12 protein-coding genes are annotated in these 12,680 nt (G+C 50.2%); 4 read left to right on the plus strand and 8 right to left on the minus strand.

From position 1 onward, the window contains the following. Positions 1-31 precede the first annotated feature (31 nt). The 3 genes from hpnC to miaA are packed head-to-tail and all read right to left on the minus strand — an operon-like array spanning position 32 to position 2,569. Positions 32-847: a squalene synthase HpnC gene (hpnC, locus tag ACTHTJ_RS06860; RefSeq protein ID WP_070461806.1), complete on the minus strand. Its 816-nt coding sequence runs from the start codon at positions 845-847 to the stop codon at positions 32-34. Between the two features lie 54 nt (positions 848-901). Further along, on the minus strand, positions 902-1,624 hold the full coding sequence (gene tadA, locus ACTHTJ_RS06865) for a tRNA adenosine(34) deaminase TadA (RefSeq protein WP_070461804.1): 723 nt from the start codon (positions 1,622-1,624) through the stop codon (positions 902-904). Between the two features lie 3 nt (positions 1,625-1,627). Next, complete coding sequence (gene miaA, locus ACTHTJ_RS06870) at positions 1,628-2,569, minus strand: tRNA (adenosine(37)-N6)-dimethylallyltransferase MiaA (protein ID WP_070461802.1); 942 nt, start codon at positions 2,567-2,569, stop codon at positions 1,628-1,630. A 217-nt stretch (positions 2,570-2,786) separates the two neighbouring features. Here miaA and bioB point away from each other — a divergent pair, with 217 nt between their 5' ends. Beyond that, a complete protein-coding gene (bioB, locus tag ACTHTJ_RS06875) occupies positions 2,787-3,839 on the plus strand; it encodes a biotin synthase BioB (RefSeq protein WP_107867291.1) in 1,053 nt (350 codons plus the stop codon). 128 nt (positions 3,840-3,967) lie between these two features. Then, positions 3,968-4,447, plus strand: coding sequence for a DUF302 domain-containing protein (locus ACTHTJ_RS06880; RefSeq protein WP_003680761.1), 480 nt, complete (start codon positions 3,968-3,970; stop codon positions 4,445-4,447). 54 nt (positions 4,448-4,501) lie between these two features. On the opposite strand, the gene ACTHTJ_RS06885 is transcribed toward ACTHTJ_RS06880, so the two are convergent. The 4 genes from ACTHTJ_RS06885 to ACTHTJ_RS06900 form a co-directional block, all read right to left on the minus strand. Further along, positions 4,502-5,503 carry an adenosine deaminase gene (locus ACTHTJ_RS06885; RefSeq protein WP_107867290.1) on the minus strand — a complete coding sequence of 334 codons (1,002 nt, stop codon included), beginning with the start codon at positions 5,501-5,503 and terminating at the stop codon, positions 4,502-4,504. A 77-nt stretch (positions 5,504-5,580) separates the two neighbouring features. After that, positions 5,581-6,360, minus strand: coding sequence for a ferredoxin--NADP reductase (locus tag ACTHTJ_RS06890; protein ID WP_107867289.1), 780 nt, complete (start codon positions 6,358-6,360; stop codon positions 5,581-5,583). A 98-nt stretch (positions 6,361-6,458) separates the two neighbouring features. Continuing rightward, positions 6,459-6,902 carry an META domain-containing protein gene (locus ACTHTJ_RS06895; protein WP_070585714.1) on the minus strand — a complete coding sequence of 148 codons (444 nt, stop codon included), beginning with the start codon at positions 6,900-6,902 and terminating at the stop codon, positions 6,459-6,461. A 70-nt stretch (positions 6,903-6,972) separates the two neighbouring features. Further along, complete coding sequence (locus tag ACTHTJ_RS06900; protein WP_049344451.1) at positions 6,973-8,130, minus strand: trans-sulfuration enzyme family protein; 1,158 nt, start codon at positions 8,128-8,130, stop codon at positions 6,973-6,975. Between the two features lie 178 nt (positions 8,131-8,308). Between ACTHTJ_RS06900 and folE2 the strand changes: the two genes are divergently transcribed. Both folE2 and dsbD read left to right on the plus strand, forming a co-directional pair. Next, positions 8,309-9,082, plus strand: a complete 774-nt coding sequence (gene folE2 / locus ACTHTJ_RS06905; RefSeq protein ID WP_049335273.1) for a GTP cyclohydrolase FolE2 — start codon at positions 8,309-8,311, stop codon at positions 9,080-9,082. Between the two features lie 217 nt (positions 9,083-9,299). Further along, positions 9,300-11,105, plus strand: coding sequence for a protein-disulfide reductase DsbD (gene dsbD, locus ACTHTJ_RS06910; protein ID WP_070585713.1), 1,806 nt, complete (start codon positions 9,300-9,302; stop codon positions 11,103-11,105). Between the two features lie 61 nt (positions 11,106-11,166). Here dsbD and ACTHTJ_RS06915 read toward each other — a convergent pair whose 3' ends face one another. Beyond that, positions 11,167-12,339, minus strand: a complete 1,173-nt coding sequence (locus ACTHTJ_RS06915) for an alpha-hydroxy acid oxidase (RefSeq protein WP_070585712.1) — start codon at positions 12,337-12,339, stop codon at positions 11,167-11,169. Positions 12,340-12,680: the final 341 nt, after the last annotated feature.

The following is a 12,680-nucleotide window of genomic DNA, read 5'->3' on the forward strand; positions in this document are numbered from 1 at the left end:
GTCTGAAACATCCATTTCAGACGGCCTTTTTTTATTTCTTCATCAAAGCCCGTTTGATGATAATCATCCAGTCTTTCTTATCCAACAGCGGCCGCTGGTTAAACACGTCATATTTGCAACCGTCCAGCTTCTGCAAAATCAACTGGCCGCCGACAATAATCATGCGCAGCTCAAAACCGATTCGCCCTTTGAGGGTTTTGCCCAACGGCGAGCCTGCCTTCAGCATTTGAAAAGCACGTTGGCACTCGTGCGCCATCAATCGTTGAAAGGCGAAGTCGGCTTTGCCGGCCGCAATCTGCCCTTCACTGACTTTGAACTTCCGCAAATCTTCCTGAGGGATGTACACGCGCCCTTTCTGCCAATCTACCGCCACGTCCTGCCAGAAATTAATCAGCTGCAAGGCAATGCAAATGCCGTCGCTTTGCGCCATGCTCACTTCATCGGTTTGCCCGTACAAATGCAGCATAATGCGCCCCACCGGATTGGCGGACAAGCGGCAATAGGCAATCAATTCGCCAAAGTTTTCATAACGGGTTTTGACTACATCCTGACTGAACGCCGCCAGCAAATCATAAAACGGCTGCAACGGTAATTGAAACGGCACAATCGCTTCGTTATATAAACGCTGCATCAATGCCGTTTGCGGTTCCCCTCCTTTTGCAATGCGGTCTAACTCTGCCTTCAGTTTGTCCAGTTGGCGCAGGCGTTCGACTGCTTCGGCATTGCCTTCGTCGGCAATATCGTCCGCCGTCCGCGCAAAAGCGTAAACGGCGTGAACCGGCTTGCGCAAACGGCGCGGCAGCACAATAGAGCCGACTGGGAAGTTTTCGTAATGATTGACTGACATGGGGAAATCCGAAAATTTAAAATAAAGTGTTTTTGCTGACAGGCCGTCTGAAATTCAGACGGCCTTACGTTTGGCCGCAAAGAAATCCTGCAATACGCTTTGGCATTCTTCTGCCAATATGCCGCCCAAAATTGCGGTATGCTTGTTCAGACGTTTGTCGGCAAACAAATCGACCACGCTGCCTGCCGCACCGGTTTTGGCTTCGGCCGCACCATAAATCACGCGCCCGACCCGCGCCTGTATCAAGGCAGATGCGCACATGGAGCAAGGCTCTAATGTGATATACACGTCGCAGTCTGCCAAGCGATAGTTTTGCAAGGCCTTACCTGCGGCGGCAAGCGCATTAATTTCGGCGTGGTGGCTGACATTGTGGTCGCCAATGCAGGTATTGTGTGCCGCTGCGATTGCCTTACCTTGATATACGATGAGCGCGCCAACTGGTATCTCGCCCAAGGCCGCCGATTGTCTGGCCTGTTCTATCGCCAGCCGCATAAAGGTTTCCATATCGTTTTGCGAAGGGAAAACGGCAACAGGCGGATGGTTTTTCAAGGCCTCGCCCAGCTCCGTCTTTCTCTCCTCGGAAATATGCCGGACATCCACTCCTGAAACCAGCGCAGCCAGTTGCCACAAGGTGCTTTTGGTTACGGTCAAACCCGACGCTTTCAGCAATAGAAATGTGCGGACTGCGCCGATTTCCTGTAAATCTTCCAGCGTACAAACACCCAATTCTTTTAGCGCGGTCAATGTTTTAGGGGCAAGTGGTGGCGTGGTCAGCATGGATTATTCCTGAAAATGCTGACGCGCCAAGGCTAAGGCCGTCTGAACATAATCGCTGTCTGAGTAAGGATCTAACGTGTGCGCCAAAGGAATTTTCCGCAACCAGGTCAACTGGCGTTTGGCAAGCTGGCGCGTGGCGACAATGCCTTTTTCGACAAAGGTAACATAATCGGTTTCGCCTTCGAGATAATCCCAAGCCTGACGGTAGCCCACGCAGCGCATAGACGGCATATCGGCATGCAGCTGCGGATAATCGCGGCGTAAGGCGTGCATTTCATCGAGGAAACCGTGTTCCAGCATATTTAAAAAGCGTTTTTCGATTTGCTGGTGTAACAAATGGCGGTCTTCGGGAATCAGGGCAACCGTGCATAAATCCAATAAGGGCGCAGCCTGCTTCTGCTCTGTGAAATGTTCGCTCAAAGGCTTGCTGGTCAGAAGATAGACTTCCAAAGCGCGCTCAATACGCTGACTGTCATTGGCTTTCAGACGGCCTGCTGTAATCGGGTCAACTTCCTGCAAACGGCGATATAGGCCTGCCAGACCGTGTTCGTTTTTTTCTGCCTGAAGCTGTGCGCGCACTGCCGCATCCGCGCTAGGTAAGTCGTTCAAACCTTCCGTCAGCGCGTGGAAATACATCATCGTACCGCCGACAATCAGCGGATAGCGACCGCGCGCATGTATTTCGTTCACCAAGCGCACGCAGTCGCCGACAAAATCTGCCGCACTGTAACTTTCCAGCGGCGAAATAATATCAATCAAATGATGCGGTACGGCGGCAAGCTCTTCGGCAGTCGGCTTGGCCGTACCGATGTCCATGCCGCGATACACCAGTGCGGAATCCAAACTGATGATTTCCACCGGCAGCGATTGGGCAATATTTAAGGCCAGTGCGGTTTTACCGCCGGCGGTCGGGCCGAGTACGGCGAAGGCTTTGGGCGCGTTCATAAGAAAACGGAAAAATTAAAAATGCGATTATAGCAAACCCGGGCAGACCATATTTCAGGCCGTCTGAAACATTTGCTCTACATTATCAAAAGCGTTACACTTGCTGCGCCGTTACAGACGGCCTTTTATATTGATTTCAAACCTGCTGCTGCCGTCATTGCGCCGACAGTCAAGCCGTCAGCGACACTGCGTCGCTGTAAACACGAAAGAACACACTATGACCGTATCTCCTGTAGCCTTGCGCCGTCAAACCGAGCGCAAGCCGCATCCGACTGCGCGTTATTGGAAAAAATGCGATGTCGAGGCTTTGTTTGGACTGCCTTTCCTCGACCTCGTTTTCCAAGCCGCCGAAATCCACCGCCAAAACTTCAACCCGCGTGAAATCCAACTTTCCACCCTGCTCTCCATCAAAACCGGCGGCTGCCCCGAAGACTGCGCCTACTGTCCGCAATCGGCACACCACAACACCAATCTGGGCAAAGAGCAGATGATGGATGTGGACGAAATCGTTGAAAAAGCCAAAATTGCCCAATCGCGCGGTGCCAGCCGTTTCTGCATGGGCGCGGCATGGCGCGGCCCCAAACCCAAAGACGTAGCTGTCGTTTCCGAAATCATCAGCGCGGTGAAAGGCTTGGGCATGGAAGTGTGCGGCACCTTCGGCATGCTTGAAGACGGCATGGCTGAAGACTTCAAAAAAGCCGGTTTGGACTACTACAACCACAACCTCGACACCGACCCCGAACGCTACAACGACATCATCCACACCCGCAAACACGAAGACCGTATGGATACTTTGGGCAAAGTCCGCAATGCCGGTTTGAAAGTCTGCTGCGGCGGCATCGTCGGCATGAACGAAACCCGCACCGAACGCGCAGGCCTGATTGCCAGCCTTGCCAACCTCGATCCGCAACCCGAAAGCGTGCCGATCAACCAGTTGGTCAAAGTAGAAGGCACGCCGCTGGCCGATGCCGAAGATTTGGACTGGACGGAATTTGTCCGCACCATCGCCGTCGCGCGCATTACCATGCCGCATAGCTACGTCCGCCTCTCCGCAGGCCGCAGCAATATGCCGGAATCCATGCAGGCCATGTGTTTCATGGCTGGCGCAAACTCGATTTTCTACGGCGACAAGCTGCTGACTACGGGCAATCCGGACGAGGACGGCGACCGCCTGCTGATGGAAAAATTGAATTTGTATCCGCTGCGCTTTGAATTGGAAGAAGAATACAAAGCCGCGCAGGAAACGCCTAAAATCAAAGTCGACTATTAACTATCATCATAAAAGGCCGTCTGAAACTTTTTCAGACGGCATACGGCACTCCGGCACGCGGCGCAACATCAGGCGCGGCGCGTGCCGCCCCGTCCGAAGCCTGATAAACAAACCGATAAGGAAATACGATGAAACACATACTCCCCCTGATTGCCGCATCCGCACTCTGCATTTCAACCGCTTCGGCACATCCTACCGGCGAACCGTCCACCCAAAACGAAACCGCTATGACCACGCATACCCTCACCTCAAAATACAGCTTTGACGAAACCGTCAGCCGCCTTGAAACCGCCATAAAAAGCAAAGGAATGGACATTTTTGCCGTCATTGACCATCAGGAAGCCGCCCGCCGAAACGGCTTAACGATGCAGCCGGCAAAAGTCATCGTCTTCGGCACGCCCAAAGCCGGCACGCCGCTGATGGTCAAAGACCCCGCCTTCGCCCTGCAACTGCCCCTGCGCGTCCTCGTTACCGAAACGGACGGCAAAGTACGCGCCGCCTATACCGATACGCGCGCCCTCATCGCCGGCAGCCGCATCGGTTTTGACGAAGTGGCAAACACTTTGGCAAACGCCGAAAAACTGATACAAAAAACCGTAGGCGAATAAGCCCGTCGCCGACATAAAAGGCCGTCTAAAACTTTTTCAGACGGCCTTTTATCGTTATTCAGCATCAAAACCTTCAATCTTCCGTATCCACTCTTCCTTTTCCGCCTCGCTCAAAAACGAAGCGCGGAACGAATTGGCGCACAAGTTTTTGATTTCTTCCGCACTCAAATCCAAAGCCTCGGCAAGCGCTTCAAAATTGCGGTTCATATAGCCACCAAAATATGCCGGATCATCGGAATTGACGGTTACCAACACGCCGCGTTGCAACATACGGCGCAAATTGTGTTTCGCCATTTCAGGGAACACTTTTAATTTCAAATTGCTCAACGGGCAAACGGTCAACGGCATTTGCTCTGCAATCAAACGCGCCATCAAGGCCTCATCTTCTTCCGCCCGTACGCCATGATCGATACGGCGGACATGCAGCAAGTCCAAAGCCTCATAAACATATTCGGGCGGGCCTTCTTCTCCAGCATGACACACCGTCAACAAACCCTGCGCCTGCGCAAACACGCGCTCAAACTTAGACGGCGGATGCCCCAATTCGCTCGAATCCAAGCCTACGCCGATGATGTGTTCTTTATATGGCAAAGCCTGATTTAAGGTTTCAAATGCGCTTTCTTCCGACAAATGCCGCAGGAAACACATAATCAAACGCGTGCTTATGCCCCATTGCTGCCCGGCTTCACGACAGGCGCGGACAATGCCGTTAATCACGGTTTCAAACGCCACGCCACGCGCAGTATGGGTTTGCGGATCGAAAAATATTTCCGTATGCACGACATTGTCTTCGCGGCAACGCTCAAGATACGAACGGGTCAAATCGTAAAAATCCGCCTCGTGCAGCAATACGCCGGCACCGGCATAATAAATATCCAAAAACGACTGTAAATTGTGAAAATCATAAGCCTGCCGTACCGCATCGACATTTTCATAAGGAATCGCTATGTGGTTGCGCTTGGCGATTTCAAACATCAATTCCGGCTCGAACGTCCCTTCGATGTGGACGTGCAACTCTGCTTTGGGCAGGGCTTGGATAATTTGTTTGATATTCATATTTTCTCTGATTTTCGATTTATATTTAATATTGAAGGCCGTCTGAAACTTTCAGACGGCCTTTGACCATTTACCTGTTAGAAACCATTTTCCATCATGATTTCGCCGGGAATGCGGTTGCGGTGCATGGCGTAGCCCAAATCCATTAGGGCTTGGAAAGTGTCTTTGACCATTGCCGGATTGCCGCAAACCATAAAGCGCGTATTGGCTTTGGTAAACTTGAAACCGACTTTTTCTTCCAAGCCGCCATTCTTCAGCAATTCGGGAATCCGTTTGCCGCTCAATGCGCCTTCCGTTTCCTCACGCGTAGTGACCGGAACAAAAGTGAATTTATGGAAATATTCTTCAATCAGCGGATGCTCTTTCAAATCGGTAAGGCGCTGGTTGAAAATCAACTCGTCGGCGTAAGAGACGGAATGCGCCAAAACCAAACGGTCGAAACGCTGCCAAATTTCAGGCTGCTCGATAATGGAGAGGAAAGGCGCAATGCCGGAACCCGTGCAGAGCATAACCAAATCTTTGCCGTCGGGGAAACGCTCGGGCAAGAGGAAACCGGTAGCCGTTTTATCCAGCAAAATAGTATCACCCTCTTTCATCGCAGTAAAACGCGCCGACATCGGGCCGCCTTCGATTAATACCGCGAAATACTCAAGCGTATCGGCGTATTCGGCAGACACGACGGAATACGCGCGCCAAATAAAGCCCTCGCCGTCACGGAAACCAAGGCGCGAAAACTGCCCTGCCGAAAAACGGTAGGACTCGGGGCGGCTGATGGCAAAAGTCATCAGCTTAGGCGTATGGTGTTTGATCCACAAGACTTTTTCTTCAGTAAACTTGGCTTCTGGAGAAGCTGCCATAATAGGTTTCCTTGATATTCGGTATCAGTTTCAAATAGGGCTTATTATAAAGATTCAAAAGGCCGTCTGAAATATTTATTTTCAGACGGCCTTTAAGATTATTCACGGCGCAAACGGATACTGATGCCTTTTTGTTCCAAAATCAAATCGTTACCGTCAAAACGATAGTCCCACACGCTTTGTTTGCGCAAAAACGCATCTTCCAGCTTCATGTCTTCACACAGCATCATGCTTACCGCAATATGGCCAAAATCAATTTTGCCCGCTCCGATTACATTCGCTTGAAACATAATACCGTTGCAACCCATATTGCCATAAGCCTTAGGCATTTTGCTGAAATCCAAATAGGCGTTTTTATCTGCCAATTCTTTTTCAGTGAATTTATTGAAAGCGACAACACGCCATTTGGCGGCTAGAGTAGGTTGCGTCGTTTGTTGAGTTTGTACCTGCACTTTAGAGGCTTGTTCAGGCTGAGATGCTGAAGGAGATGTACAAGCTGCCAAAACTACCATACTCATTAATGCGCCGAATAATGTTTTCATATCCATTCCTTAATCATTGCTAAAGGCCGTCTGAAAAACTATTCACCTTCAGACGGCCTTTAAGCCTTATTTACAAAGTCGTATCCAATGCTTTGGAAATATCGTTCCAAATATCGTCAACGTCTTCAATACCGACAGAGAAACGCAGCAGGCCGACTTTGATGCCCATTTCCATTTTCACATCATGCGGCACGCCGCTGTGGGATTGGGAATAGCAATGGTTGACCAGACTTTCCACGCCGCCGAGGCTGGAAGCCATTTTGACCAGTTTCATGTTTTTAATCACGCTATTGGCCGCTTCACGCGTGTCGTTTTTGAGATAAACCGTCACCACGCCGCCGATGCCTTTGGGCATTTGTGCTTGGGCGAGTTCGTAATGTTCGTGCGACGGCAGGCCGGGATAGAACACTTTTTCAATGGCAGGATGAGCTTCCAAACGGCGTGCGATTTCGAGCGCGTTTTGGCAATGGGCATTCATGCGCAGAGCCAGTGTTTTGATACCGCGCAACACCAGCCAGCAGTCCATCGGGCCTGCTATCGCGCCGGTATGCACCATCATGTCGTGCAAAGGCTGAGCCAGCTCTTTGGTTTTGGCAACGACTACGCCCATCAGTACGTCGGAATGACCGCACAAATATTTGGTAGCGGAATGGAACACAAAATCACAACCCATATCCAACGGCTGTTGCAGATACGGCGTGGCAAAGGTGTTATCGATGCCGACCAGCGCACCGGCTGCTTTGGCTTTCGCTGCGAGGGCTTTGATGTCTACCAAGCGCAAAAGCGGGTTGGACGGCGTTTCCAGCCAAACCAATTTGACATTGTGCGCTTTAAGCAGCTCGTCCAAATTATCCGGATTGCCCAAATCGGCAAAAACAACGTTCACACCCCATTTTTGATAAACATCGACCAATAAATCATAAGCACCGCCGTAAATGTCGGCGACGGCGACAATGGTATCGCCCGGGCGCAGAAAAGTGCGCCATACGGCATCAATCCCCGCCATACCGCTGGAAAATGCAAAGCCGGCCGCACCATGCTCCAGATCGGCAACAGTATCTTCCAATACCTGACGAGTCGGGTTGCTCAAGCGCGAGTAGCGGTAAGGCACATTTTCGCCAATCTCGTGCAACGCAAACATACTGTTTTGATAAATCGGCGGCATCAGCGCGCGGTTGTGTTCGTCGCAATCGTAGCTGGAATGAATGGCTTTCGTGGCGAATTTCATTGGGTCTCTGCCTATATAGATGTGAATAATCGAAGATTTTATCACTATCTGAAAAATAGAAACAATCAATGCAGGCGGATAAAGCAAGTGATATAATCTCGCATTTGCAAATCGGCCGACACGAGCCGATTCCCTCCACACGCATCTCAACAATCCTATCATGAAGGACATACCACGCATGAACGCCATTGCAGACGTGCAATCCAGCCGCGATTTACGCAACCTGCCGATTAATCAGGTCGGCATCAAAGACCTGCGCTTTCCAATCTCGCTCAAAAGCAAAGAAGGCGAACAATCCACCGTCGCCCGCCTGACCATGACGGTTTTCCTGCCTGCCGACCAAAAAGGCACGCATATGTCGCGCTTTGTCGCCCTGATGGAAAAACAAACCGATGCTTTGGATTTCGATACGCTGCACAAGCTGACCGCCGATATGGTTGCCCTGTTGGATTCGCATTCCGGCAAAATCAGCGTTTCCTTCCCGTTTTTCCGCAAGAAAAGTGCGCCCGTCTCCGGTATCCAATCGCTGCTGGACTATGATGTCACCCTGACCGGCGAAATCAAAAACGGCACATACAGCCACAATCTGAAAGTAATGGTTCCGGTTACTTCATTGTGTCCGTGTTCCAAAGAAATTTCCCAATACGGCGCGCACAACCAACGTTCGCATGTGACCGTCAGCCTGATTGCAAACTCGGATGTAGGCATTGAAGAAATCATCAATTACGTCGAAGCGCAAGCAAGCTGCCAGCTCTACGGTTTGCTCAAACGCCCTGACGAGAAGTATGTAACGGAAAAAGCGTACGAAAATCCGAAGTTTGTCGAAGACATGGTTCGCGATGTAGCCACTGCGCTGATTGCCGACAAACGCATCGAGTCGTTTGTTGTCGAAAGCGAAAACTTCGAATCGATACACAACCATTCCGCTTACGCTTATATCGCTTATCCTTAAAAGCCGAGCCGAATAGAAACAAAGGCCGTCTGAAAATTTCAGACGGCCTTTGGCATAGATTGAACGATAACATGAGACTATCGGTCATATACGGGCAACCCTATTTCGATATAATTCAAAAGTATTAGATTTCTCTCGCAATATTTGACATAAATTAAGCCGATTGTTTTTCCATCATTTATAATGACGGTTCCTCAACGGCATCTCCGTAGATACTATGAAAAAATTCCTTTATTTCCTCATTGCATTTTTAGGCTTGAGCAGCTTCGCATTTGCAGTAGATGCCAATGATTTGCTGCCTCCAGAGCAAGCCTTTGTGCCTCAAGTCAATGTAACCGATCAAGGCATCAGCGTACAGTTCAAAATTGCTGACGGCTACTATATGTACCAGTCCAAAATCGTTGCAGCGACCAATCCTGACAAAGTCTTGGCCGAACCCAAATTCAGCAAAGGCGAAGAAAAAGAAGACGAATTCTTCGGCAAACAAACGGTTTACCACCATACCGCACAGGTTGACCTGCCTTACAAACAAGCTGCGCCACAATACAAACTGACGCTGACTTATCAAGGCTGCGCCGAAGTGGGTGTGTGTTATCCGCCTGTGGACACCGAGTTTGACGTAAAAGGCAACGGGGTTTACCAGCCTCAAAGCGACGAGCCGGTTTCTGCCAAAGACCGCTTTTTGCAACCATCCGCCTCTTCAGACGGCCAAATGCCCGCCCAACCCAGTACAAACAATCCCGACAGCAGCCGCTTCAAGCTCTCTTGGGATACTTTAAACGCCAACCTATTGGCGTTTTTTGTCGCAGGTTTGGGCTTAAGCTTTACCGCCTGTATGTATCCGCTCCTGCCGATTGTTTCCAGCATTGTCGTAGGCGATAAAAAAGCCGGCAAAGGCCGCGCGTTCACCTTGTCGATGGTGTATGTACAAGGTTTGGCATTGACCTATACCTTGGTTGGCGTGATTGCCGGTTTGACAGGCGCGCTCTTGACCGTATGGCTGCAACAGCCTTGGGTTGTGCTTGCCGCTGCCGCATTGATGGTGGTACTGGCCCTGTCTATGTTCGGCCTCTTCAATATCCAACTGCCAAACTCCGTCCAATCCTATTTCCAAAACCAAAGCAACAAACTCTCCGGCGGCAAAATCATTTCCGTTTTCATCATGGGTATTTTGTCCGCCCTGATAGTCGGCCCTTGCGTTGCGCCTCCACTGGCATTTGCTCTGGGCTATATCGGCCAGACCGGCGATGCCGTATTGGGTGGCCTTGCACTCTATACATTAGCGCTCGGCACCGGCGTGCCGCTCATCATCATCGGCACATTCGGCGGCCATATCCTGCCTAAAGCAGGCGACTGGATGAACGGCATCAAATACGCATTCGGCTTCATTTTGCTGGCCGTTGCCGTATATCTTGCCACACCACATCTGCCTTATTTCGCAGTAGTCGGCCTCTACACCTTGCTGATGATTGTTCCCGCCCTTATGCTTTTGGCGAAATCCGGCAAACAAAAAGGCCGTCTGAAAACAGTTGCCGCCGTATTGGGCTTTTTACTGCTGATTGGCGGCTCATGGTTTGGCTGGCAAAGCTTCAATAAACAAACCACCGCCCTGCACCACTTCTTAACGCTGGTTCCGCCATCCGAAGCCGGACAAGAAACCGACCACGGCAAGATGTTTACCGATGTCGGCGAACTCAAAGCCGCTATGGATGCCGCTTTGAAAGCCGACCCAAACAAGCCCGTGCTGATTGATTTCTACGCCGACTGGTGCGTATCCTGCAAAGAAATGGCCGCCTACACGCTCAACCAACCGCAGGTACACGAAGCGGTCGATATGCAGCGCTTCTTCCAAATCGACGTGACCGCCAATACTCCCGACCATCAGGCCTTGCTGAAAGAATACGGCCTCTTCGGCCCTCCGGGCGTGTTTGTTGTCCGCGCCGACGGCAGTCATAGTGAAGCCTTATTAGGCTTTGTCAAACCCGATGCCTTCATCGAATGGTATCGTAAAAACGAGAAATAGCCGTCTATAAAAAGGCCGTCTGAAAACAGATTTTCAGACGGCCTTTTTTTATGTTCGAAAATTAAAATTCATCTTGAGCCCAATGTGTAGAACGCAAAATGCTGGAATCCACATCTTGAATATTGCGATGACCGGTAAACGCCATGGAAATATCCATTTCTTTATACAGGATTTCCAGCGCACGGGTTACGCCTTCTTCACCATACGCACCCAAACCATACAGGAACGCCCGGCCAATCATCGTACCTTTCGCACCCAAAGCCCAAGCCTTCAAAATATCCTGACCGCTGCGGATACCGCTGTCCATCCAAACCTCGATGTCGCTACCCACCGCGCTGACCACATCAGGCAAAGCCTTAATGGCAGACACGGTATCGTCAAGCTGACGGCCGCCATGATTGGAAACGACCAATGCATCCGCACCGCTTTTCGCTGCCTTTTCCGCGTCTTCAGGTTCCATAATGCCTTTGATAATCAGCTTGCCGCCCCACAAATCTTTAATGCGTGCTACATCGTCCCAGCTCAGGCGCGGGTCGAATTGTTCGGAAGTCCATGAAGACAGCGAAGACAAATCGCCCACGTTTTTCGCATGACCGACGATATTGCGGAAGGTGCGGCGTTCCGTGTTCAACATTTTCATGCACCATTCCGGTTTGGTCGCCAAATTGATTAAATTGGCGATGGTCGGTTTCGGTGGCGCAGACAGACCGTTTTTAATGTCTTTGTGGCGCTGACCCAAAACCTGCAAATCGGCAGTCAATACCAAAGCCGAACAATTGGCATCCTTCGCACGCTTAATCAGGTTTTCCATAAACTCGCGGTCGCGCATCACATAAAGCTGAAACCAAAAAGGCGAGCTGGTGTTTTCAGCCACATCTTCAATCGAGCAGATGGACATGGTCGATAGCGTAAACGGAATGCCGAACTTCTCCGCCGCACGCGCCGCCAAAATTTCGCCGTCGGCGTGCGCCATGCCCGTGAAACCTGTCGGTGCAATCGCTACCGGCATTTTCACATCCTGCCCAATCATTTTGGTTTCGAGACTGCGCCCCTCCATATTAACCAATACCTTTTGGCGGAAACGGATGTCTTTGAAATCCGAAGTATTTTCACGATAAGTAGTTTCCGTCCAAGAGCCTGAGTCAATATAGTCATAAAACATACGCGGCATTTTACGTTTGGCAACAAGGCGCAAGTCTTCGATACAGGTTATTTTGCTTAAATCACATTTCATGGTCGATTGCCTCTGTTCAAGTAAAGATGGATGGTCAAGGCCGTCTGAACATTTCAAACACCTCATTATTTTACTCCATCAAAACAACTAAATTTTAAGAATAATTTTGATAATCTATATTAGTATCAATATTAAATCAAAACATTTTAACCCTGCCATTTGTAGGGTTGATAGCCTTTTTTCAGACGGCCTTAAATCCAAACTGCAGAAAAATAAAGAAAATATTTTCCGATTTAAAAATCAGCCAATGCCACCATTTAAACAAACAATCAAACCGAGCCGCCACATACTTGACTGAAACACTCAGATATTAGACAATTCCCCCCACTAATAAAAACGCC

Source organism: Neisseria sp. P0018.S001 (assembly GCF_051957355.1).
In the GTDB taxonomy this organism is placed as follows: Bacteria; Pseudomonadota; Gammaproteobacteria; order Burkholderiales; family Neisseriaceae; genus Neisseria; species Neisseria subflava_A.

What these genes read in the sequence shown, in the direction of transcription:
- ACTHTJ_RS06880 (WP_003680761.1), top strand. Translation starts at nt 3,968, where the DNA reads ATGAAACACATACTCCCCCTGATTGCCGCATCCGCACTCTGCATTTCA.
- miaA (WP_070461802.1), bottom strand. Translation starts at nt 2,569, where the DNA reads ATGAACGCGCCCAAAGCCTTCGCCGTACTCGGCCCGACCGCCGGCGGT.
- ACTHTJ_RS06900 (WP_049344451.1), bottom strand. Translation starts at nt 8,130, where the DNA reads ATGAAATTCGCCACGAAAGCCATTCATTCCAGCTACGATTGCGACGAA.
- ACTHTJ_RS06885 (WP_107867290.1), bottom strand. Translation starts at nt 5,503, where the DNA reads ATGAATATCAAACAAATTATCCAAGCCCTGCCCAAAGCAGAGTTGCAC.
- dsbD (WP_070585713.1), top strand. Translation starts at nt 9,300, where the DNA reads ATGAAAAAATTCCTTTATTTCCTCATTGCATTTTTAGGCTTGAGCAGC.
- ACTHTJ_RS06890 (WP_107867289.1), bottom strand. Translation starts at nt 6,360, where the DNA reads ATGGCAGCTTCTCCAGAAGCCAAGTTTACTGAAGAAAAAGTCTTGTGG.
- ACTHTJ_RS06915 (WP_070585712.1), bottom strand. Translation starts at nt 12,339, where the DNA reads ATGAAATGTGATTTAAGCAAAATAACCTGTATCGAAGACTTGCGCCTT.
- hpnC (WP_070461806.1), bottom strand. Translation starts at nt 847, where the DNA reads ATGTCAGTCAATCATTACGAAAACTTCCCAGTCGGCTCTATTGTGCTG.
- bioB (WP_107867291.1), top strand. Translation starts at nt 2,787, where the DNA reads ATGACCGTATCTCCTGTAGCCTTGCGCCGTCAAACCGAGCGCAAGCCG.
- tadA (WP_070461804.1), bottom strand. Translation starts at nt 1,624, where the DNA reads ATGCTGACCACGCCACCACTTGCCCCTAAAACATTGACCGCGCTAAAA.
- folE2 (WP_049335273.1), top strand. Translation starts at nt 8,309, where the DNA reads ATGAACGCCATTGCAGACGTGCAATCCAGCCGCGATTTACGCAACCTG.
- ACTHTJ_RS06895 (WP_070585714.1), bottom strand. Translation starts at nt 6,902, where the DNA reads ATGAAAACATTATTCGGCGCATTAATGAGTATGGTAGTTTTGGCAGCT.